Raw genomic sequence first — 20,327 nt, 5'->3', positions numbered from 1 at the left:
CGAACTCCCTCCGGCCGGTCAGCCCCGCACGGCCGTTCTCACGAGCGTCGCCATCCGGTCGATGCTCGGCTCGTGGAACAGGTCGCCGAGTGCGAGTTCGACCCCGAAGAAGCGGCAAGCCTGCTCGGTCAGCCGGGCCGCACGGAGCGAGTCCCCGCCCAGCTCGAAGAAGTTGTCGAGGACGCCCACGCCCTGCAGTTCGAGGATGTCCTCCCACAGACCCCTCAGTGCCCGCTCGATGTCGTCGCGCGGTTCCCGGTAAGGGCTGTCGACGTCCGGACGGGTCCTGGGGGGCTCGGGGAGTGCCGCCCGGTCGATCTTGCCGTTCCTCGCGGTGGCGAATTCGCCGACGACGTACGAGCCCGGCACCATGAACGCCGGAAGTCTCAGCCGCAGCGCCCTGCGGAGGTCCCGGACCGAGGGCACGACGCCCGGCGCCGGCTCGATGTAGGCCGTCAGCCGCACGTCCCCGTGGCTGTCCTTGTGGGGGAGGACCACGGCCTGGCGGACTCCGGGCTGGGCCGCGAGGACCACCTCGATCTCGCCCAGGTGCACGGTGTTGCCGCTGACCTTGATCTGGTTGTCCCTGCGCCCGACGATCTCGATGCTCCCGTCCGGGCAGTAGCGGGCCATGTCTCCGGTCCGGTACATCACGGGGTGGCTGCCCGGAGCTATCGGATTGTCGATCCATCGCTGGGCCGTGAGTTCCGGCCGGTCCAGGTAGCCTGCGGACAGTCCCTCGCCGGTGATGCACAGCTCGCCCACCACGCCCGGAGGAACGGGACGCAGGTCCTCGTCGAGCACGTAGATCCTCACGTTGCAGATGGGGCGTCCGATCGGAGGCAGACGGTGCGCCCGGCCCTCCTCGCCCAACCGGCGGCCGAGTTCGGTGATGTCGCAGCCGGCGGCGGTCGTCGCCTCCGTGGAGCCGTAGAGGTTGATCAGGTGAAACGGGAGGTCCTGAGGTGGCCAGGTGTGGATCCGCTCGCCGCACACCCTGATGGTGCGCAGCGGAGTGCCCTCGGGCCAATCGAGGGTCCACAGCTTCTCCGCCATCGGCTTCATGAGCAGCGTGGTGGTGATGCGGTGCTCCAGGAACCACTCCTGCAGCTGCTGGGGCGACGCCACCACCGGGGCCTCGGGGATGTGGACCGTGGCGCCCGCGGCGAGCACGGGGAAGCACTCGACCTGCACCATCCCGTAGCCGGGGGCGGCCAGCCAGGTGCCCTGGGTTCCGCCGTCCATGCCGCACAGGTCGCGCATGCTGTGAATGAGGTTGCGAGCCGCGCCGAAGCGGGCCAGGACGGCCTTGGGCGTGCCGGTGGAGCCCGAGGTGTAGCCGACGTGGATGATGTCGTCGGCCGTCACCGGCTCGTGGACCGGGTCCGTGGGCTCGTCGCGCCAGTCGGCGGTGTCGAGCGAAAGCACTGGGCACGCCCCGGACACCGCCTCCTCGTGCTCGGCGAGGCTGAGGACGGCGGAAGCCGAGGAGTCCTCGATCATGAAGCGCAGGCGTTCGACGGGGAACCCGGGATCCAGCAGAATGGCGGCGACCGCCAGCTTGAAACAGGCGATCTGGGAGATCAGGCTGTCGGCGCCCCGGGGGAAGCAGACACCGACCCGGTCGCGGGGGCGGATGCCCATGGACGCCATGCGGCGGGCGAGCTGGTTGGCGCGGTCGTCGAGCTCGCGGTAGGTCACCCGCTCACCGGGCATCGCCACCGCTACCGCGTCGGGGGTGCGCCGTGCGTGCTCGGCGACGAGTTCGTGGAAGAAGGGGGCAGGCACGGGTTCCTCGGTCCGATTCCACTCGACCAGGGCCCGGTGCGTCTCCTCCGCCGTCAGCAGCGGCAGCTCCCGCACGGTGACGGCCGGGTCGGCAGTCAGGGCGTTGAGGACCTGCTCCAGGTGGCGGGCGTACTGGGCGGCGGCGAAGGAGTCGAACTCCTCCCGTCGCATGAGGAGTTGGAGCTTATCTGTTCCGGTCAGCACGGTGAGTGCCGCGAGCTGCTCCGGTGCCTCCTCGCCCGGGGCGCACACCAGGGCCTGGAGCGGCTGGTCACCGGACGGCCGTCCGCGCGCGGCGGCCGCGGCAGCGAGCAGTTCCCCGGCCGTCAGGTCGGCCGACAACTCCAGCTCGACGGCCTCGGTCCCGCTCGGCGTCCTCCGCCCGACTGCCGGACGTTCCTCACCGGTGTACCGGTGGAGGACGGCCGCGACGGCGGCGAGCACGAGCTCCTGCGTGTCCCTTCCGCGCCGTTCGGGGAGGGACACGAGGTTCCGGTGCGGTTCGCCGGCTCTGCCGCTGCCGGGGGGACGGGCGAGGGGGAGGGTCGGACTTGTGGACGTGGCCACTACGATCGTTCCTCTCGGTGCGGGGCCTATACGACAAGTGCCGGGGGGCGGGCGGCGCGCCGGGTCTCGACCGACTCGGCGAGTTGCTGAACCATGGAGACGGTCGCCTCCCATCCCGCGCAGGCGTCGGTGATGCTCTGTCCGTAGGTGAGGAGGTCCGCACGCCCCGGGACGAGGTCCTGCCGTCCGGGAACCAGGTAGCTCTCGAGCATCACGCCCGCGATTCCCTTCTCCCCGGTGGCGATCCGCCCGCCGATGTCCGCCACGACGTGGGGCTGGCGCTCGTGGTCCTTGCCGCTGTTGCCATGGCTGGCGTCGATGACGAGGTGCTCGGGCAGGCCCGCGGAATCCAGCAGGTCGAGGGCCGCCGCCACGTCGAGCGGCCCGTAGTTCGGTCCGGAGCTGCCCCCGCGCAGAACCACATGGCAGTCAGGGTTGCCGCTGCTGGTGAGGGCGGCCGCGGTGCCGTCGTCGGTGATGCCGGGGAAGACGTGGCCGTGCCCTGCGGCGATGACGGCGTCGACGGCGTCCTCCACCCGGCCGCTCGTCGCGTTCTTGATCCCGACGGGCATGCTCAGCGAACTGCTGAGCTGGCGGTGAATCTGGCTCTGCACGGTCCGTGCGCCGATCGAGGCCCAGGAGACGGCGTCGGAGAGGTAGCGCGGAGTGAGCGGGTCGAGAAACTCGCAGCCGATGGGCAGACCCGTGCCGAGGACCTCCCGGAGCAGCTCGCGCGACATGCGCAGACCGAGGTTGAGGTCGTGCGTTCCGTCGAGGTGCGGGTCGTTGACGAAGCCTTTCCAGCCCAGCCGGGTGCGCGGCTTCTCCACGTACACGCGCATGACGATCAGGAGGGTGTCGCCGAACCGCTGTGCCAGGCCGGCCAGCCGTCTGGCGTACGCCAGGGTCGCGTCGGGGGAGTCCACCGAGCACGGGCCCACGATCACGGCGAGGCGGTCGTCCTCGCCGCGCAGCACGCGGGCGATGTCCTCCCTGGCACGGACGACGACGCCCCGGGCTGCCGCGGAGATCGGGACCGCGGCTCTGAGGGAGGCAGGTGTGATGAGTTCGCCGACCGCGGTGATGCGTGAGTCGGCGGTCCGGAGGAGGGTCATGTGGGATGGAGTCCTTCCCGGTCAGGCGCTGTCCGCCGAGATCACCGCCGCGGAGAACGTGAAGCCCATGCCGGTGCCTATGACGAGCACCCGGGCTCCCGGCTCCAGCAGGTCCCGCTTCAGCAGATGGTCCAGCGCGTAGATTTGGTCGGAGGCACCGAGGTGTCCCCGCGTCAGGCCGAGGTCGAGAAGGTTGTGCCGGGGGGTGAAGCCCAGGGGCAGGACAAAGCTGTCCCGGTAGAGGGTCCGGCCCACGAACGGCGTCACGAGCCAGTCGACCTCGTCTTGGGCCACCTCCGCCTCGGCCAGGGCCCTCGAGACGACGCTGCGGATCCGCTCGGTCGTCCTGTGCTGCACGTCGCGCAGGGACACCCGGCCGCCGGCCAGGAACTCGCGTGTCCGGCGCCGCATGTCCGGCTGCGCTGTGGGGTCGGGAGCGTCGCGGAAGGGCTCGTCACCGCGCGACAGGCCGCCCAGGACGGTGTCCGTCTCCGCGACGCAGGACACCAGGCGCAGCCGGCCGCCGCCGCGGCAGACGACGGCCGCTGCGGCGCCGTCGCCGAAGACCATGCCGGGGGAGGTGTGGAAGCGGTCCGCGGGAGGACCGAACTTGTCCGCGAGTGTGATCAGGGCATTGGGGATGTCGGGCTGGAAGGACAGTTTGCTCGCCGCGATGTCCAGGCAGGCGAGGGACCCGTTCGACCAGGCGGCGACGGTCGTCGGCATGGTGGTCAGCTCGGGCCCCAGGAGCTCTCCCGCGAGCCAGCATGCGGCGGACCACATGTCGATGCCCTGGAAACTGGCGTGGCTGTGCAGGTGCAGCGTGTCCTGGCCGGTCTGCACTCCCCTCTCCTCGGCGGCCTTGAGCGCCTCCTGCGCCGCGGTCAGGGCCATCTCCGCGGGAACCTGGCCGGCTTCGGAGAAGGTGCGCATCCCCGTGCTCTCCATGGCCATGGACGAGTACGAGCCGTCGGCGACCGCCCTGTCGATCGGCACCAGGTCACCATGCGTGCTGCCGGTTCCGGCGATCCAGACGTCGTCAAAGCGCATCGATCGGCGTCCTTCTCGCGAGGAGTTCCTCCGGCAGGTCGCGCAGGTGGTGGCCGCCGGACGTGATGCGGACCGGCCCGCCGACCGCGGTGAGGATCCGGTGCGCGCTGCGCACCAGGACCCGGCCGACCGCCGAGTCGACGGCCCCCGCCAGGTGCGGGACGCTGGTGCGGAAGCGCACCTCGAACGACACCTCGCAGCCGCCGGGGGCGTCGGCGCAGCTCCAGGCCCCGGCGAATTGCTGGAAGTCCCCTTCCACTTGTTCGAAGTCGATGCGGTGTGCGGGGCCGTCCACGGCCCTGCGGCTCCGTTGGACCCACTGGGCGGTGCTCTTCCGGAAGGCCAGGGTCCACCGGTAGAGGTCCTTGCCTCCCGCGTCCTCGACGGAAACGATGTCCGCCGCGTGTGCCGGGAAGGCCCGTTCGTCATGGAGCCGTTCCATCAGCTCGGCGGCCGGGCACGGCAGTGTGCCCTTCAGGATGCGCGTCGTCATGGCAGTCACCTCGGGTCAGTTCGCCGGGCGGATGATGCTGACGCCCTGCAGGTGCGTGGTACGCAGCATGGGGTGGCTCGCCTCACCGAAAACACCACCGGTGAGACCGGTCCCCCCCTGGTTGGGCAGGAACGGGAGGAAGCCGCTGTGGGAGTCGTTGATCTTCAGGTTGCCTCCGTTGGTGACGCCTTCGAGGAAGCGGCGGATCGTCTCAGAACCGGTGGACCACACGGAGTTGCGCAGGCCGTAGGCGTTGCTGTTGACGAAGGCCAGCACTTCGTCCAACAGGTCGCTGTCCGGGGCGGCGTCGGGCACGATGACCGGCAGCAGCGGGAAGAACGTCTCGTCGCGCACCACGGACAGCGCCCGAGCCCCCCTGAGCCCGTCGACGCGAACGACGGTCGGCTCGACGAAGAAGCCGGTGTCGGACGCGGATCCGTCGACCTCGAGGCGGCGCCCGCCGTGCACCAGCTTCGCGCCTTGCGTGAGCGCCTCGCTGAGGCAGCCGAAGAACCAGTCGGCGCCGAGGACCGGGGTGAGCACCACGCCGGGCTCGTCGGGGAAGCCGGGCCGGATGTCCTGCGTTGCGGCGACCAGCCGGTGGAGGAGTTCGTCGGCGACCGCGGGATGGACGACCACCTGGTTGGGCACATTGCATATCTGGCCGGAGTTCATGAAGAACTGCGTGATGGTTTCCACGGCGGCATCCAGATCGGCGTCGTGCCACACCACACAGCAGTCGTTGCCGGCGAGTTCCAGGATCGGCTTCTTGCCGGCCGCGACGCAGTCGCGCTCGAACTCCAGGCCCTTGCGGCTGCCTCCGAAGTAAATGATGTCGTCGACGTTCTCGCTGGCAAGCCAGGCGTCGAGCATCGGAGCTCCGCAGTAGGCGTTGAGTGTCCCCGGGGGCGCCCCCGCCTCCTCCAGGACGGGCGCCACGATCTCCTGCATCGTGTACATGCAACTGAGGGCGACGCCCCTGGGCGCCCGCACCACCGTGGTGTTCCCGGACAGGAGGGCCGTGAGCCCGTTCAGCGCGTTGACGGTCGCCGCGTTCTGGGGCGGGTTGATGCAGACCACACCGTCGGGGACGCGCCGCAGGATCATGTCGCGGCCGCCGCTGTGCCGGCTGAACTCCATCTGCTCGGCGCACCACTCGAGGGTCTCCCGGCTCCAGCCGGTCGACGGGATGCCGTCGACCATGGCCTCGGCCAGCATGCGCGGCTGTCCTTCGGCGACCAGGATGTCGACGAGGGGGGCGCGGTGTTCCTGGAGCCGCCGCGCGATGCGCTGTCCGATGTCCAGCCGCTCGGAGAGCGGCACCCGGGCCCAGAGGGGCGCCGCCCGGGCCGCCGCCTCGAGCGCCTGTGCCGCGAGGCCCTCGTCGGCGACCGCACATGCTCCCACCACGGCGTCCCCGGCTGTGTCCGGCTCGGCCTTCCCCGAGTCGAGGTCGCGCTTGAGCCGCAGAGTCGGAAAGGTGTCCTCGATGATGGCCCGGGCGGTGACGGTGTACACGTACCCCCCGCTGTCGCCGGTGGTGCTTCGGCCCCCGATGTAGGCGGGATAGACCCTGGTCGTCACGTGCTTCCCTTTCGAGCGCTCCGGCATGTTCGACGCTGTTTGCTACCGGTGAAAACGGTATGCAGGTATCCCGCAGGGAGCAACGGACCCTTGATAAGGGTTGCTTTTCGGGTGGGCTGTCCGGGATCACCGCCTGAAGGGAACGGCCTCGATCAGGGAGAATCTGGCCGGCGCCAGGGAGACGACGTCCGCCAGTTCGAAGCCCGCCGAGGCACACAGCGCGGAGAAGTCGTCCCGGGTGCGCTCCCGGCCGCCAAGGTTGACGAGCATGTTGAGGTCGCTCAGATACGCCAGCTCGGACGAGGGGTCCACGACGGCGGGAAGGACCGGCTCGATGATCAGCAGGCGCCCCTGCTCTCCCATCGCGGCGCGGCAGTTGCGGAGGATCAGCTCAGCGCGCTCGTCGTCCCAGTCATGCAGGATGCTCTTCAGGAGGTACGCGTCGGATCCGGCCGGCACCTCCCGGAAGAAGTCGCACTCCCGCGTTGTGCACCGATCGGCCACTCCCGCGGCGGACAGGGTCGGCTCCGCCTGCGCGAGTCCCGCGGCGCTGTCGCAGAGGACACCGTGCAGACCGGGGTGGGTGCGCAGTATCGCCGCGAGCAGCGTGCCGTCGCCGCCCCCGACGTCGGTAACCGTGCTGAACCGGCCGAAGTCGTAGGCCATGGGGAGGGCGCGTGCTGCGAGCCGGGTTCCCTGCCGCATGGCGGCGTTGAACCGCTCGGACAGTGCCGGGTCATTCGCGAGGTGACCGAAGAAGTCGGTGCCGAAGACGTCTGCGAAGACGCTGCGTCCGGTGCGTACCGCCGTGTCCAGGTCGCGCCAGGCATCCAGCATCGCGGCATCCGTGCACATGCCGGCGAAGGAATGCATCGAGCCCGGGTGGTCCGTGCGAAGCAGCGTGCCGGTGGGTGTCAACCGGAAGTGCCCCGGCCGGCACTCGGTCACCAGTTCCAGCGCCGTCAGGGCACGCAGCAGGCGCTCCGTGGCGCCAGGATGGCATCCAGCGGCCTCGGCGATCTCGGCGGCAGGACGCTCGGCGTCACCGAGCAGGTCGGCGATGCCCAGGGAGGCCGCCGCTCCCACCACGCGGGTTGCCATGTGACCGCACACCAGGCGTGCGATCCGGTCCCGGTCCGGTGCCGGGGAGGCGGCCTTCGGGCCGCTGTGGACGCTGTCCGTTGCCGACATGCTTTCCTCCGTCTCGCGGAGCACGACGACTCGCCGCGCCGACCGCTTCGCTTCCTGATTGGCCGGAAGGTCGTGCCGCCCCGGGACGGGCCCGCCGGCCACCGGGCCCGCCGCCGTGGGGTCCGGGCGTGCGGAGGACCCGCCTCTGGTGCGGGCCGGTCCAGGAGCCGTCAGCGGTGCAGTGCGGCCTGGCTCCAGTCCTCGTCCGGTCCCAGGAGGGTGCGTGGCTTGACCACGTCGGGGACCGCGGTCAGTACCTCCCGCGGCACCAGGGTTCCGGGCTCGAGCGGGGTGACCTCGCAGGGAACACCCAGCTCTCGGGTAATCGCAGCGGTGAGTTCCGGGACGGCCCCGGCCCGGTGGGCCTCGGCGACCTCGATGTGGACGTGGAGTGTGGAGGATTCCGCCCTGGCGCGCCAGAACATCACCTCGTACGTGGCTGGAAGGCCGAAGACGATCTCTTCCAGGGCGTACTGGGTGACCGGTCGCCCGCCGACCGTGCGTTCGAGGGCCGGGCGGCCCAGGACCCGGATGGTGGGCAGATGCCAGCCGCAGCCGCACGCCTCGTAGGAGATCTCGACGTCGTCTTCGAGGTTGTAGCGCAGCAGCGGCATCGCCTCGCGAAACAGCGGCGTCACCACGAACTGGCCCCTGCCCTCCGGGCTCAGCCGCCCGGTCCGCGGCGAGTACACCTCGCACAGGAGGCGGTCGGCCCACAGGTGCATGCGCCCCTCCGGGCATTCACCGGCGAGGCTGCCCGTCTCGGTGGAGCCGTACTCCTCCACGACCGGCACTTTCCAGGTGCTGCTGATCCGCTTGCGGCGGGCCGGGGTGAGCGGCTCGCCGCCGAGAAACAGGGCACGCAGGTGGGGGAAGTCCTCCCCGGGCCGGTAGCCGGCCTCCCGGGCGGCGGCGGCCCACATCAGGGGTTCGGTGGGGATCGACCAGGTGAGCGTGACGCCCAGGTCGTGCAGTGCCCGGATCACCCGCGTGTACGGCATGGCGAGCGACCGGTAGTCGCCGGGGACGACCGTGGCGCCGCGCGAACGCGCCGCGGCTTGGGCGAGGTGCCCGGTGATCATCAAGGCGTACGGGGTGCGAACGAAGAGGGTGTCATCGGCCGTCAGCCCGACCCACTTGCGCGCGAACCGGTCGGCCAGGTCGATCCAGTCCTCGGCGGTGTAGTACGACGGTGTGGCCGCGCCGGCGGTGCCGCTGGACTCGTGGTAGGTGGCCAGCCGGCTCCGTTCCACCGCCAGCATGCCGAACGGGTACCGGTCGCGCAGGTCCTGTTTGCCGGTCAGCGGGAGGGAGGCCAGGTCCTCGGGGGTGGACGGTGGCGCGCCGGAGCCGAACCGTTCCCGGTAGAAGGGCGCGCGCGCCGCCCAGGCCAGCACCTGGGGCACCTGTTTGAGCTGGAGGTCGCGCAGCTCGTCGAGACTGTGCCAGTCGCCCAGCTGCGGCAGTGTGTGCTGCATGGTGTCTCCCTGACTCGTGACGTCCGGATGTGTTCTGGCCACTGCCGCGGCGGGGCGTTCCGCCTAGCGGTCGGTCACTTCTCCTTCGTCCTCCGCGGCGGGTGGGGCGGCTCTCCGGCCGCGAGGCGTGACACGTACTCCGCGATCCTGCGCGCCTTGGTCTCGGGCTTCTTGGCCTTCTGAAGGGAGAGCAGGATGAGGTAGCTGCTGCTCTTGGAGAGGGCGGCGTAGGCACTTTCGGCAGCCGGGTTGGCGGCGAGTGCCTTCTGCAGGTCCTCCGGCATCTGGGCCGTGCTCGGCGGGTCGTAGGCGGCGTCCCACCGCCCGTCGGCCTTGGCCAGCTCGATCTGCTCCAGACCGGCCGGCCGCATCCGGCCGGTGCGGATGAGTTCCTCCACCTTCGTGCAGTTGACCTTCGACCACGAACTGCGGGGCCGCCGCGGTGTGAAGCGCTGGGCCCACCAGCCGTCCGGTGTGCCGACCGAGCTGGCCTTTCCGTCGATCCAGCCGTAGCACAGGGCGACGTCCAGGGACTCGGTCCGGGTGACGGAGGGCACGTCCGTGCCCTTCTTCGCCAGGGCGACCCACACCTCGCTCGCGGTCCGGTGATGCTCTTCCATCCATTGTGCGAACTCGTCGACCGTGGCGAAGACGAGGGGCTGATCGGTCATCTGGTGCCAGTGCTCCTTCTGAAACTTTCGGAAACGACGGTAGATCGCCGATCACCCTGGTGGAACGCGCTGCCGATGAAAAGACGTTCTCAGGCCGATAGGCCGGAATCGGCCGCTCCCACCGGCTCCCGGGGCAGGATGCCGTCGATGATGTCGTGGAGGATCTCCACGCCGTTGCGGGTCAGCACCGACTCCGGGTGGAACTGCACCGATGCGAAGCCGGGGCCGCGCAGCGCGTGCACCTCGTGGCTCGTGCTCTCCCGGAAGACCTCCACCGCACCTCCGCGGAACGGACAGGTGAGCAGGTCGGTGGCGCAGACCGCGGCGAAAGTGTTGTAGAACCCCACCAGTTCGGTCCGATCGAGGACGTCCACCTTCCGCTGCATCCCCTGGTGGGGGATCGGCTTGCGCACGATCTCCAGGCCGAGCACCGAACTGAGGACCTGGTGCCCCAGACACACCGACAGGAAGGGGACGTCCAGTCCGAGCAGCCGCAGTGTGATCTCCCGCAAACGGGAGATCTTCGGATGTTCCGGGTCTCGGGGGTCTCCGGGGCCGGGGCCGACGATGACCAGATCATTTCCCTCCAACGGCTCGTCCTCGTCGAACCGTCGTACTGTCACCTCGCATCCCAGGGCGGTCAGGATGTGCCCCATCATCGAGGTGAAGGCGTCCTCGGCGTCGATGATCAGGACGCTCCGGCCCGCAAGCCGCGAGTCGAGGCCTCCGCGTTCCTCCGGGGACCGGAACCAGAAATCGGCCAGCTGGACGTTGCGCTCCGCCAGGGCCCGCCGTATCGGGAGACTCACGCCGAGGTCCGGGATCGCCGTCGGCTCCCCACCGTCTCCACCGGAGGAGGAACCGCGCAGCGCCTCCAGCAGCCCAGCGGCCTTGGCCTCGGTCTCGGCCGCCTCCGAGGCCGGGTCGGAGTCGCGCACCAGTGTGGCGCCGACCGGGAGCCGCAACAGCCCCGAGGCATCCACGTCCGCGGTCCGAATCATGATGGCGGAGTCCAGGGCCCGGCCCCCGGCGGCATCGTGGCCGATCAGGGCGAGCACCCCCGCGTAGTAGCCGCGCCCCTCGGGTTCATAGCGGGCGATCACCTCGCAGGCGCTCTCCAGCGGGCCGCCGGTGACCGTGGGGGCGAACAGCGTCTCCCGGAGGATGTCCCGCACGTCCAGCGAGGTGCGTCCCTCGATCAGGTACTCGGTGTGAGCCAGGCGCGCCATCTGCTTGAGCGCCGGGCCGATCACCCGGCCGCCGAGGCCGCACACGCGGCCCATCATTTTCAGCTCCTCGTCCAGCACCATGGAAAGCTCGTTCGCCTCCTTGGGGTTGGAGAGGAACTCCAGCACCTCGTCCTGGTCCGGGCCTCCCGGGGGGTAACGGTAGGTGCCACTGATCGGGTTCATCACCACGGTGCCGCCGGTGAGGCTGACGTGCCGCTCCGGCGAGGCCCCTATGAAGGTCCGCTCCCCGGTGTGGACCAGAAAGGTCCAGTAGGAGCCGGGGTCGCGGCCCAGCAGCCTCCGGTAGAAGGAAAGCGCGGTGCGGTTCGACCAGTTGGTGATCTCGGCGGTGAAGGAGCGCTTGATGACGAAGTTCGCCCCCGTGCCCCGGCCGATCTCCTCGTCGACCAACCGCCGCACGGTGGCCGCGTACTGTTCGTCGCCGGTCTCGAAACCCGCCTCGCCGAGCTCGGCCGGCACGTCCGGCAGGCTGCCGAGGACGTCCTCCAACGGCAGCACGGCCTGGCCCTCGACCGTCAGCACGACCAGGGGAGCGAAGTCCTCGGGGAAGCTGTAGCCGCGTTCGCCGATCTGGCGGTAGGGAAGCAGCGCAAGCACCTCGTGCTGTTCCCGCAACGGGGCGTCCGGCAGGGGGATGTCGGCGATCCGGTCGACCCGGCCGGTGCTCCCGACGAGCAGGTCGAGACGACCGGGGCCGATGGCGCCGGGACGGTACAGCAAAGCGAAGGGCGGCGGGTCGTCCCTCAGGACGCTCTCGAGCAGTGTGTGGCTCACAGGTCGTCTTTCTCCAACATCGCCAGGGCCGAGCGTGTGGAGACGACCGCCGAGCAGCGGGACGCGGCGTACTCCAGCGTCATGCGGTGGTATTCGGGGGTGAAGTCGGCGATGGCGTCGGCCACCACAAAGGTCTGGATGTCGTGGGAGAAGCCCTCGTGCGCCGTCATCAGAATGCCGACGTGCGCGTATACCCCGCAGATCACCAGTTGGTCGCGGCCCTTCTCACGCAGCAGGTCGAGCAGGCCGGTGCGGTGGAAGGCGCTCGGCCTCCACTTCGTGAACACGGGGTCCGAGGGCGAGGGAGCGACGGGAGCGGCGATCGCCCGGTGTTCCGGGTCCGTGCTCATTCCCGGACCCCAGAAGTCCGCGAGCAGTCCGCGCTCCGCCTTGTTCATCCCACCGGGCTGGGCGGTGTAGGCGACCGGTGCGCCGAGCTCGGTGAAGCGGTCGCGCAGCGAGGCGGCGTTCTCCAGGAGGGTGGTCAGCGGCGCGCGTCCGGTGCCGAAGGGCCGGAGGAAGTAGTGCTGCAGGTCGTGGACCAGGAGCACCGCACGCCGGGGGGAGATCCTCCAGTCCACGACGTTCGCCGGGAGTCCGTCCTCGGTCGGCATGGGATAGGAGTCGATGGCCGGGATTGCCATGGCCCTCTCTTTCTTCGGGGGCAGCGGGAGTTCACGCGCCCAGCGCGGCACCGCCGTCGACCGTGAGGTCGTGCAGGGTGATGTGGGAGGCACGGTCGGAGAGCAGGAACAGCACCGCCGACGCGACGTCCTCGGGCTGGGCGAGGCGCCCCGTCGGGATGCCGAGCCGGAAGTTCTCCAGGACGCCTTCGATGGACGCCCGTCGCGCGTCGCCGTCGGCCCACAGGGACGTCAGCATGGGTGTGTCGGTGGACCCGGGGGCGACGATGTTGCAGCGGATGCCGTGCCGGGCCAGTTCCAGCCCGAGTGTCTTGGTGAAGCTGACGGCCGCTGCTTTGGAGGCGCCGTAGGCGGCCATGCTCCAGCGCGGGGTACGTGCCGCGTTCGAGGCCACGGTCACGATGGCGCCGGACCGGCGCGGGATCATGCGGGCGGCCACGGTCCTGCTGACATGGAACACGCCGGTGGTGTTGACCGCGAACACGGCGTTCCAGTCGTCGTCGCTCAGGGAGACGACCTCTCCCGTGCGCAGCACGCCGGCGGCGTTGACGAGGTGGTCGATCGGCCCCAGTTCACTCTCGATCCGGTCCACCACCGCGTCCACTTCGGCGCTGGAGCACACATCGGCCCGGTAGCCGCTGACCCGGTGGCCGGCCTCCCGCAGGTCCTTGACCACCGGGGCCAGCGCCTCGGTGTTGGAGTCGACGGCGGCGACCGTGGCTCCCTCGGCGAGCAGGGCGCGCACCACCGCGGTCCCGATGCCTCCGGCCGCGCCGGTCACCATGGCTGTCTTGCCGGTCATGTGTCATCCCTCCGAGTTCGCGGATCGCCGGATGCGTGCGGCGACGAGATCGGGATCCACGCCGAGGCAGCGCACCGAGAAAGCTCCGAGCGCCTCCAGGTAGTCGGCCTCGAGCCGGTCCTCGTCCAGGCCCGTGGACCGGCCCCCCTCCAGGACCACCCGGCCGGCGACCAGCACGGTGTCCACATCCATTGAGCCGCCCAGGGCCAGGAAGCCCTCCAGGGGACGGGGGTTGAGCAGGTAGCGCCAGTCGGTGGCCGGAATCAGCAGGAGGTCCGCCTGCTTGCCGGGCTCGATGCTGCCGATCTCGTCGGCCCAGTCCAGACCGCGGGCCGGAAGCCTGGTGGCCATGGCCAAGGCATCGGTGGGGAGAACCTCGGTCGGGTCGGCGTACATCTCGTTGTAGAGCTGCCAGACGATCCGCATGGCCTCGGCCATCCCGCCGACGGGCATCGGTCCGCCATCGGTGGACAGCGACACGTCCACGCCGGCGCGTCTGAACTCCGGCATGGCGCGGGTCTCGGTGAGTGAGGATTCGCCGGCCGGTCCGTACTTCGCGGGCGAGTGGTTGATGTGCGTGTTCGCACCGATGAGGAGCTTGCGCTCCTCGTCGTCGGCGAAAGCACAGTGGATCGCCATGAAACGTTCGGACAGCAGGCCGAGTTCCGCGAACCGGCGGACGGGGGTGGTGCCGTAGTAGGCGCGCATCACCTCCACCTCGTTGCGCAGTGCGCCGACATGGGTGGCGAACGGCACGCCGTACTGGTTGCAGAGTTCGGCGAGGCCCGCTCCGAGCTCGTCGGTCATGTTGGTGCCGTAGACAGCGGTCGGCCGAGCTCGTACCAGGCCGTCCCGGTCCCCGCCGAACTCCTGGAGGACGGATTCGACGCGCAGCAGTTCCGTGTCGGTGTCACGGGTGCGGCGGAACCGCGTCTCGCCGTGGGCGCACACCGCGTCGCAGACCCAGGCGCTGACCACACAGCGCATGCCGAGGTCGTGGGCGGCCCGGGCCATGGCCCGGGGGTGGTTGAAGGAGCCGACGTCCCCGAGCGTGGTCACTCCCGATCGCAGCTGGGTCCACATCGAGTAGCGGGCGATGGCGAGCGCCTCGTCCGGGGTCAGCAGGTCGATTTGCTCGCGGAACGCGTCGAAGGCCGTTGAGATGCCCTGGATGTCGCCGCCCAGAGCCATGAAAGCGGGCTTGTCGCCGCGGTCGGCCGGAGGCCGCAGCGCCCCCTTGAACGGGAACCGCGTGGCGAACATTTCGTGCCAGTGGGGGTTGACGAAGCCGGGCAGGACCAGCTTCCCGCTCGCCTCGATCGTCCGCAGGCCATTCCGCTGTCGGGACGTCAGTCCGGCCTCGATCTCGGCTGTCGGTCCGGCGGCGGAGATCCGCCCGTCCTCGATGAGAACGGCACCGTCGGGGATCACCTGTGCGCGGTCGTCGGCCGGATAGAGGTATCCGTGCCGGATCAGTAGCGCCGTCACGGCGCGGTCCCTCCGAGTGCGGTGGCCGGGGCGGAGGCCGCTGTCGGCGCGTTGTCCGATGACCTCCGTAGAGGTCTACCTGTGTATGAGGTTGACTGGTTGAGAGCATCGGGTGAGAGCTCGGTGGTAAAGCTTCTCATTAGGCTTTCCTTCTCGGTTCTCCAGCAGAACGAGGGCGCGAAGCTTCCGGTGAAAAAGTTACGCAGGTAACTCCGGAGAGGCCATGGGAAAGTGATAAGGGGATCTTTTCGGAACGCGAAGCCCCGTGCCGGCCGTGCGGTCCGGGCGAGGGCGGCCCTTGCCGCAACCGACGCCGAAGCGGGTGTGAGACGCAGGAACCGGAGCATCCGTCCTCGCCATGTCCCGGGGGTGCTCGGTCGGGAGGGTGCCGCGATCGGAGAACCGCTGCCGCGGTGGGCGCGTGCGACCGGGCATGAAGCCGGTCACCGAAGTGCCCGTGGCGGAGCCGTGGCTGATCGTGGTGGAGGCGGCGGCCGCCGATGAGGCACGGCGTCCGCGTTCCGGAAGGTGAACGCCGTGCGGTGGGGACCACGGCTGCGGACCGTAGGACGCGGCATGCCGGCGGGCCTCGTGCGGCTGCGCCGCAGAGGCCGTATGCCACGGCGTGACCGGCCCGGCAGCGGGTCATCGAGGTGCCGAGTCCTTCGGTGGAACGCCGTTGCTGCGGCCTCGCGCCCGGCACTCCCGGTCGCCTCGGTCGATGAATCGCTGAAGGCCGCGTGGGAGGGTGTCGTCGATGTGCGCCGGCCGGGCCGAGAGGACCGTCTCGGCTTGTGGCTCACGCATCCTCGCTCGAGGCCGGGCACGTCTCCGGGGCGGCCGTCCGGCAGGGAGGTGATCACGCCGAAGCAGGCGGTGCCCAGGAGACGGGCCAGGTCCCGTGCTTCCCGGGGCCTGGCCCGCCCAGCCTGGCCGCCGAGCAATCCGGCGACGGCGTGCCCGGGGAGGCACTGTCATCGACAGCGATCCCTTTTCGCGATGGCCTCGTGCCGGTCGTGGTCCGTCGTGTCGAGCGCGCCGTGGTCGCCGCGTATCTACCGGTGGGTGCGCAGGGGCTGTCCGTCGGGAAAGGGTGTGGTGATGGTCACCGGGCCGGCTGCGGTGACCCCCCTGGCGCGGTCGACCGGCCACGCGCGCGCCGTTCCGGGGCAGCGGTGATGTTGTCGAAGCGGGGGCGGCCGCGGATCACGCCGACCGCTCCAGGATCTCCAGGTAGTGCGGGTTGTGCATGATGCCGAGGATGTTGCCGAATGGGTCGACCACGGATGCGGTGACGAAACCCTCGTCGCGTTCGGTCAGCGGCTCGTACACCTCGGCCCCCATGGACATCAGCTTCTCCAGGGTTCCCTGCACGTCGTCGACGTGCCAGAACACCACGGCTCCTCCGGGACCACCCGACGGGCTGCCGGGGGCGTGGCGGGTGTGAATGAGCCCCAGCTCCTGTTCCTGGTCCCCCAGCCGGAACTCCCTGTAGCCAGGCTCACCCCGGTCGTCGAGTACCTCGTAGTAGGGAGGCCTCCCGAGGAACTCGGTGTACCACTCGGTCGCCGCGTCCATGTCGTCCGCGAAGAAGGTGACGGTCGCCATTCCCCGCAGTGTCTGTGTCCTCGCCATGCATCGGTCCTTCCTGGGCTGATTCTCTCCGCGCCGAGCCGGAGCCTTCCGACCGCCCGGGTGTCACTTCGCACACCAGCCGTCCACCGCTTCGAGTGGAACGACGAGCCTCGCCGCCCCGTCCTCGCGGCAGTGCTCCGGACCAGCACGGTCGCCGCCCGCGGCCGCAACGCTTTCCGGGCGGACGGCGACCAGTGCAGGGCATCCCCCGCCAGTGCATTCACACAGCGTGTCAACGAGCCGAAGCGGCAACGGTTTCGGATCAGTCGGATGTTCACGTTCCCGGTGGGCCGCATCCTGCAGCCCGGCGACTGCGTCCAGTTCCGTGGAGGCCGCGGCACCGACCGTGCCCGCGTTCTTCAGGCTCCCGGTCCGTCCGCCAAGGCTCGTCCGTTCGACGTCGCGATCAGGTCGGAGACCTTCACGAAGCGGTAGCCCCGGCGGCGCAGCTCCGGGACGACCGTCCGTACCGCGCGCTCGGTCGCCGGGGCCGCGCTGCGGGTGCAGTGCAGGACGACGACGGAGCCCGGGCGCACTCCGTCCAGGACCTGCCGGGCCACCGCGTCGGCGTCCGTGGCGAAGGCGTCCCCGCCGACCACGTCCCACTGCACGGCGGTGACACCGGCCGGGACGAGTGCCTTCAGCGCCTCGCGGTCGTAGCAGCCGCCGGGGAAGCGGAAGTACGGCATCGGGTGTGCCACCCCCACCTCGCGGAAGGCGGTGTACGCCCGTTCCACGTCCGCGCGCATCCGGTCCCGGCCGACGGCCGGCAGGCCGTAGCAGTCGTCCGTGAACGCGTAGTGGCTGTACGAGTGGTTGGCGACCTCGAAGAGCGGGTCCCGGCCGATGGAACGGGCCTGGTCCGGATACTCCTCGGCCCAGCGCCCCGTCATGAACACGGTGGACGGCACCTTCAGCGCGCGCAGGGTGGCGATCAGCCGGGGGTGGTCGAAGCGTTCGCCCGCCGCCGCACGCGGGCCCTGGCCGGCGGTCATGTCGGCGTCGAAGGTGAGGGCGACGGTCTTCCCGGCGTTTCGGGGGGCGTTCTCGAAGACCGGGGTCAGGCCCGCCGGTCCCGGGGCCAGGGTGGGCAGGCGCGGGGCCGGTGTCGCGGGGGTGGTGGAGGGGGCGGGACGTGGCCGCTGCGCGGGGTGGGGGTCGGCGCAGGCGGCGAGCGCGGTGGTGAGGGCGCAGACGGCTGCTGCCCGGCGTACCGATGTGATCACTGTATGAAGATATGAGTGATGTTGGGGCATTCCTCCGTGTTCGCGGTGGGTGCGCCGTGGTGCCACCCGGACGGCTGAGTCCCGGTGCGGCACTTTCCCGCCCTCCGCTTGCGGCGCGGGGCGGGCGGGGCTAACGTACAACCAAATGGTTGTAGATGGATTGACCGACGAGACCGTGGACCGGTTGTTCCACGCCCTGGCCGACGCGACGCGTCGCGACATACTCCGCCGCTGTGTGCGGAGTGAGCTGTCCGTGTCACGTCTGGCCGAGGCGTACCCGATGAGCTTCGCCGCGGTGCAGAAACACGTCACGGTGTTGGAGCGGGCCGGTCTGGTCACCAAGCAGCGCCGCGGCCGGGAGCAGCTCGTGCGTACCGACCCCGACGCGGTGGACAGGGCCCGGCAGGCCCTCGACGAGCTGGAGACGGCCTGGCGGGCGCGGGTGGACCGGATGTCCGGTCTGCTGGCGGACGACGCCGGAACCGGGGCCGGAACCGGTGCCGGATCCGGCGACAAGGAAACGACGGAAGGACAGGACCGATGACTGTCACGAGCGTGGACAAGGATCTCGACCGGCTGACCCTCACCGTGATCGCGGACTTCACCGCACCGGTCGAGAGGGTCTGGCAGCTGTGGGCCGACCCGCGGCAGCTGGAGCGCTGGTGGGGGCCGCCGACCTACCCGGCGACCGTGGAGGAGCACGACCTCACCCCGGGCGGAGAGGTCAGGTACTTCATGACCGGTCCGGAGGGCGAGAAGTTCGGCGGCTGGTGGCGGGTCGCGACGGTCACCGCGCCCACCGCCCTCGAGTTCACCGACGGCTTCTCCGGCCCGGACGGCACACCGAACCCCGAGATGCCGACCACCTCGGTGCGGATGACCCTCAGCGAGCGCGAGGGCGGGACCAGGATGGAACTGCACTCGGTCTTCGACACCCGGGAGCAGATGGAGCAGCTGGCCGAGATGGGCATGGTCGAGGGGCTGCGGCAGTCGATCGGGCAGATGGACGGCCTGCTGGTGGCCGCCTGAGCCGCGTACGGACCGCCGGGGCCGGCCGGGGCGTCCTGTCCCGGCCGGCCCCGTGCCGTCACCGCCGCCAGGGCCCCGTGACCGCGAACGTCGTGCCCGGGGAGTAGCAGTTGACGTACATCGTCCGGCCGTCGGGGGAGAAGGCGACGCCCGCGAACTCGCCCCACTCCGGTTCCTCGGGTGTCCCCACGTTCTGCCGGTTGCGGGCCAGCGCGTACACCTCGCCGCGCCGGGTCACGCCGTAGACGTGCTGCGCGCCGCCGCCGTCCTCGCAGACCATCAGGCCGCCGCTGGGGGCGAGGCAGATGTTGTCCGGTGACTCGCCGGGAAGCTGTACGTCGGTGTCCGGCCCGAAGACGATCACCAGCGTCAGCCGGCGCCGGTCCGGGTCGTAGCGCCAGATCTGCCCGTAGTGGTCGCCGGCCGAACCCTCCGCGCTGCGGGCGAAGGACGACACGAAGTACACCGACCGGCCGCCCCAGTAGCAGCCCTCCAGCTTCTGCGCGTGCGTGACGCCGCCGGTGCCGAAGTCCTGGAAACGGATGGGCGTCCCGGCGGCCAGCGGGTCCGGTACGTCCACCCACTCGATGCCGTCGAACCGGGCGCCCGTCTCCTGGACCGAGGACAGGTCCGGCACCCCGGGCACCCGCATCGCCTGGAGCCGGCCGCCGGCGCGCAGCGAGCCGGTGCCGCCCAGCGGTTTGTTCGGCAGGAACCGGTAGAAGAGGCCGAAGGGCCGTTCGAAGGCGTCCTCCGTCTCGTAGACGACGCCCCGCTTCGGGTCGACCGCGACCGCCTCGTGCTGGAAGCGGCCCATCGCGGTCAGCGGTACGGCGCCCGTACGGCGCGGATCGGCGCCGTCGACCTCGAAGATGAAACCGTGGTCCTTGGTGTAGCCGTTGGTGCCCGCCTTGTCCTCGGTCTCCTCGCAGGTCAGCCAGGTGTTCCAAGGAGTCGGCCCGCCCGCGCAGTTGACGGCCGTACCGGCGATCGCGACCCGCTCCGAGCGCACCCGGCCCCGGGAGTCCAGGGTCAGCGACGTACAGCCGCCCTTGCCCTCCGGGTCGTAGGTCAGGCCCTTGACCACCGGGACCGGGATTCTGCCGCCGGCGCGGTTCTCGTGGTTGCGGACCAGATGGACGCGGCCCTGACCGCCCGCGAAGGCGGCCATGCCGTCATGGTTGGAGGGGACGGGACCCTCGCCGGAGCGCAGTGCGTCGCCCTCGCGCGACAGCACCTGGTAGCGGAAACCTTTCGGCAGGTCGAGCAGCCCGTCGGGGTCGGGGACGAGGGGGCCGTAGTCGTGATGGCCGAGCTGTTGCGCGGCGGCGGCAGCGGGGGTGAAGAGCTCGGAGAGGGCGCCGGAGAACGCGATCCCGATGCCCAGAGCGCCGGAACGGGCGAGCAGCTGACGTCGTGTCGAGGGCAGGAATCCGGTGTCGGACCCTGTTTCGGGCATGCCTGTTTCTGACATGGAGGAACCTTCCTGCTGGCGGACAGGAACTGTGGTCCCGCCGTGTCTATCACCTGCCGTGAGTCACG

17 protein-coding genes are annotated in these 20,327 nt (G+C 70.4%); 2 read left to right on the top strand and 15 right to left on the bottom strand.

Features of this window, described 5'->3' with window-relative positions:
• Positions 1 to 18: 18 nt before the first annotated feature.
• The 14 genes from ACIF80_RS34140 to ACIF80_RS34075 form a co-directional block, all read right to left on the bottom strand.
• Positions 19 to 2,355, bottom strand: a complete 2,337-nt coding sequence (locus tag ACIF80_RS34140; RefSeq protein WP_399811998.1) for an amino acid adenylation domain-containing protein — start codon at positions 2,353 to 2,355, stop codon at positions 19 to 21.
• A gap of 26 nt (positions 2,356 to 2,381) precedes the next feature.
• On the bottom strand, positions 2,382 to 3,470 hold the full coding sequence (locus tag ACIF80_RS34135; protein ID WP_399811995.1) for a 3-deoxy-7-phosphoheptulonate synthase: 1,089 nt from the start codon (positions 3,468 to 3,470) through the stop codon (positions 2,382 to 2,384).
• A 21-nt stretch (positions 3,471 to 3,491) separates the two neighbouring features.
• Complete coding sequence (locus ACIF80_RS34130) at positions 3,492 to 4,520, bottom strand: 3-oxoacyl-[acyl-carrier-protein] synthase III C-terminal domain-containing protein (protein ID WP_399811993.1); 1,029 nt, start codon at positions 4,518 to 4,520, stop codon at positions 3,492 to 3,494.
• Positions 4,510 to 5,013 carry an SRPBCC family protein gene (locus ACIF80_RS34125; RefSeq protein ID WP_399811990.1) on the bottom strand — a complete coding sequence of 168 codons (504 nt, stop codon included), beginning with the start codon at positions 5,011 to 5,013 and terminating at the stop codon, positions 4,510 to 4,512. Before ACIF80_RS34125 ends, ACIF80_RS34130 begins: the two co-directional genes overlap by 11 nt.
• A 15-nt stretch (positions 5,014 to 5,028) precedes the next feature.
• The gene (locus tag ACIF80_RS34120; RefSeq protein WP_399811987.1) at positions 5,029 to 6,597 is read right to left on the bottom strand and encodes an aldehyde dehydrogenase family protein; all 1,569 of its coding nucleotides are present in this window, start codon (positions 6,595 to 6,597) and stop codon (positions 5,029 to 5,031) included.
• A gap of 126 nt (positions 6,598 to 6,723) precedes the next feature.
• Positions 6,724 to 7,788 carry a methyltransferase gene (locus tag ACIF80_RS34115; RefSeq protein ID WP_399811985.1) on the bottom strand — a complete coding sequence of 355 codons (1,065 nt, stop codon included), beginning with the start codon at positions 7,786 to 7,788 and terminating at the stop codon, positions 6,724 to 6,726.
• 170 nt (positions 7,789 to 7,958) lie between these two features.
• Positions 7,959 to 9,266 (bottom strand): phenylacetate--CoA ligase family protein, encoded by a 1,308-nt coding sequence (locus ACIF80_RS34110; RefSeq protein ID WP_399811982.1) that lies wholly within the window; start codon positions 9,264 to 9,266, stop codon positions 7,959 to 7,961.
• Positions 9,267 to 9,340: 74 nt separating this feature from the next.
• Positions 9,341 to 9,937 carry a YdeI family protein gene (locus ACIF80_RS34105; protein ID WP_399811979.1) on the bottom strand — a complete coding sequence of 199 codons (597 nt, stop codon included), beginning with the start codon at positions 9,935 to 9,937 and terminating at the stop codon, positions 9,341 to 9,343.
• Positions 9,938 to 10,026: 89 nt separating this feature from the next.
• Entirely contained in the window at positions 10,027 to 11,961 is a 1,935-nt protein-coding gene (locus ACIF80_RS34100; RefSeq protein WP_399811976.1) for an anthranilate synthase family protein, read from the bottom strand.
• Positions 11,958 to 12,605 (bottom strand): isochorismatase family protein, encoded by a 648-nt coding sequence (locus tag ACIF80_RS34095; RefSeq protein WP_399811974.1) that lies wholly within the window; start codon positions 12,603 to 12,605, stop codon positions 11,958 to 11,960. The genes ACIF80_RS34100 and ACIF80_RS34095 overlap by 4 nt, the downstream gene beginning before the upstream one ends.
• 31 nt (positions 12,606 to 12,636) lie before the next feature.
• Complete coding sequence (locus ACIF80_RS34090) at positions 12,637 to 13,407, bottom strand: 2,3-dihydro-2,3-dihydroxybenzoate dehydrogenase (RefSeq protein WP_399811972.1); 771 nt, start codon at positions 13,405 to 13,407, stop codon at positions 12,637 to 12,639.
• Between the two features lie 3 nt (positions 13,408 to 13,410).
• Positions 13,411 to 14,895 carry an amidohydrolase family protein gene (locus tag ACIF80_RS34085; protein ID WP_399811970.1) on the bottom strand — a complete coding sequence of 495 codons (1,485 nt, stop codon included), beginning with the start codon at positions 14,893 to 14,895 and terminating at the stop codon, positions 13,411 to 13,413.
• 1,206 nt (positions 14,896 to 16,101) lie between these two features.
• Positions 16,102 to 16,530, bottom strand: a complete 429-nt coding sequence (locus ACIF80_RS34080; protein ID WP_399811967.1) for a VOC family protein — start codon at positions 16,528 to 16,530, stop codon at positions 16,102 to 16,104.
• A gap of 359 nt (positions 16,531 to 16,889) precedes the next feature.
• Entirely contained in the window at positions 16,890 to 17,756 is an 867-nt protein-coding gene (locus ACIF80_RS34075; protein WP_399811964.1) for a polysaccharide deacetylase family protein, read from the bottom strand.
• Between the two features lie 145 nt (positions 17,757 to 17,901).
• Between ACIF80_RS34075 and ACIF80_RS34070 the strand changes: the two genes are divergently transcribed.
• A complete protein-coding gene (locus ACIF80_RS34070) occupies positions 17,902 to 18,300 on the top strand; it encodes an ArsR/SmtB family transcription factor (protein WP_399811961.1) in 399 nt (132 codons plus the stop codon).
• A complete protein-coding gene (locus tag ACIF80_RS34065; protein ID WP_399811959.1) occupies positions 18,297 to 18,785 on the top strand; it encodes an SRPBCC domain-containing protein in 489 nt (162 codons plus the stop codon). Before ACIF80_RS34070 ends, ACIF80_RS34065 begins: the two co-directional genes overlap by 4 nt.
• A gap of 58 nt (positions 18,786 to 18,843) precedes the next feature.
• Here the strand turns inward: ACIF80_RS34065 and ACIF80_RS34060 are convergent, their stop codons facing one another.
• Complete coding sequence (locus ACIF80_RS34060) at positions 18,844 to 20,244, bottom strand: alkaline phosphatase PhoX (protein ID WP_399811958.1); 1,401 nt, start codon at positions 20,242 to 20,244, stop codon at positions 18,844 to 18,846.
• Positions 20,245 to 20,327 lie beyond the last annotated feature (83 nt).

It is taken from the genome of Streptomyces sp. NPDC085927 (genome assembly GCF_044540975.1).
GTDB classification, from domain to species: Bacteria; Actinomycetota; Actinomycetes; order Streptomycetales; family Streptomycetaceae; genus Streptomyces; species Streptomyces hirsutus.
This window is presented reverse-complemented; position numbering and strand designations above follow the sequence as displayed.

Excerpts from the sequence above, each read along its gene's own strand:
- ACIF80_RS34110 (WP_399811982.1), bottom strand. The coding sequence starts at position 9,266 with ATGCAGCACACACTGCCGCAGCTGGGCGACTGGCACAGTCTCGACGAG.
- ACIF80_RS34115 (WP_399811985.1), bottom strand. The coding sequence starts at position 7,788 with ATGTCGGCAACGGACAGCGTCCACAGCGGCCCGAAGGCCGCCTCCCCG.
- ACIF80_RS34135 (WP_399811995.1), bottom strand. The coding sequence starts at position 3,470 with ATGACCCTCCTCCGGACCGCCGACTCACGCATCACCGCGGTCGGCGAA.
- ACIF80_RS34080 (WP_399811967.1), bottom strand. The coding sequence starts at position 16,530 with ATGGCGAGGACACAGACACTGCGGGGAATGGCGACCGTCACCTTCTTC.
- ACIF80_RS34060 (WP_399811958.1), bottom strand. The coding sequence starts at position 20,244 with ATGCCCGAAACAGGGTCCGACACCGGATTCCTGCCCTCGACACGACGT.
- ACIF80_RS34095 (WP_399811974.1), bottom strand. The coding sequence starts at position 12,605 with ATGGCAATCCCGGCCATCGACTCCTATCCCATGCCGACCGAGGACGGA.
- ACIF80_RS34105 (WP_399811979.1), bottom strand. The coding sequence starts at position 9,937 with ATGACCGATCAGCCCCTCGTCTTCGCCACGGTCGACGAGTTCGCACAA.
- ACIF80_RS34090 (WP_399811972.1), bottom strand. The coding sequence starts at position 13,407 with ATGACCGGCAAGACAGCCATGGTGACCGGCGCGGCCGGAGGCATCGGG.
- ACIF80_RS34065 (WP_399811959.1), top strand. The coding sequence starts at position 18,297 with ATGACTGTCACGAGCGTGGACAAGGATCTCGACCGGCTGACCCTCACC.
- ACIF80_RS34070 (WP_399811961.1), top strand. The coding sequence starts at position 17,902 with ATGGTTGTAGATGGATTGACCGACGAGACCGTGGACCGGTTGTTCCAC.
- ACIF80_RS34125 (WP_399811990.1), bottom strand. The coding sequence starts at position 5,013 with ATGACGACGCGCATCCTGAAGGGCACACTGCCGTGCCCGGCCGCCGAG.
- ACIF80_RS34130 (WP_399811993.1), bottom strand. The coding sequence starts at position 4,520 with ATGCGCTTTGACGACGTCTGGATCGCCGGAACCGGCAGCACGCATGGT.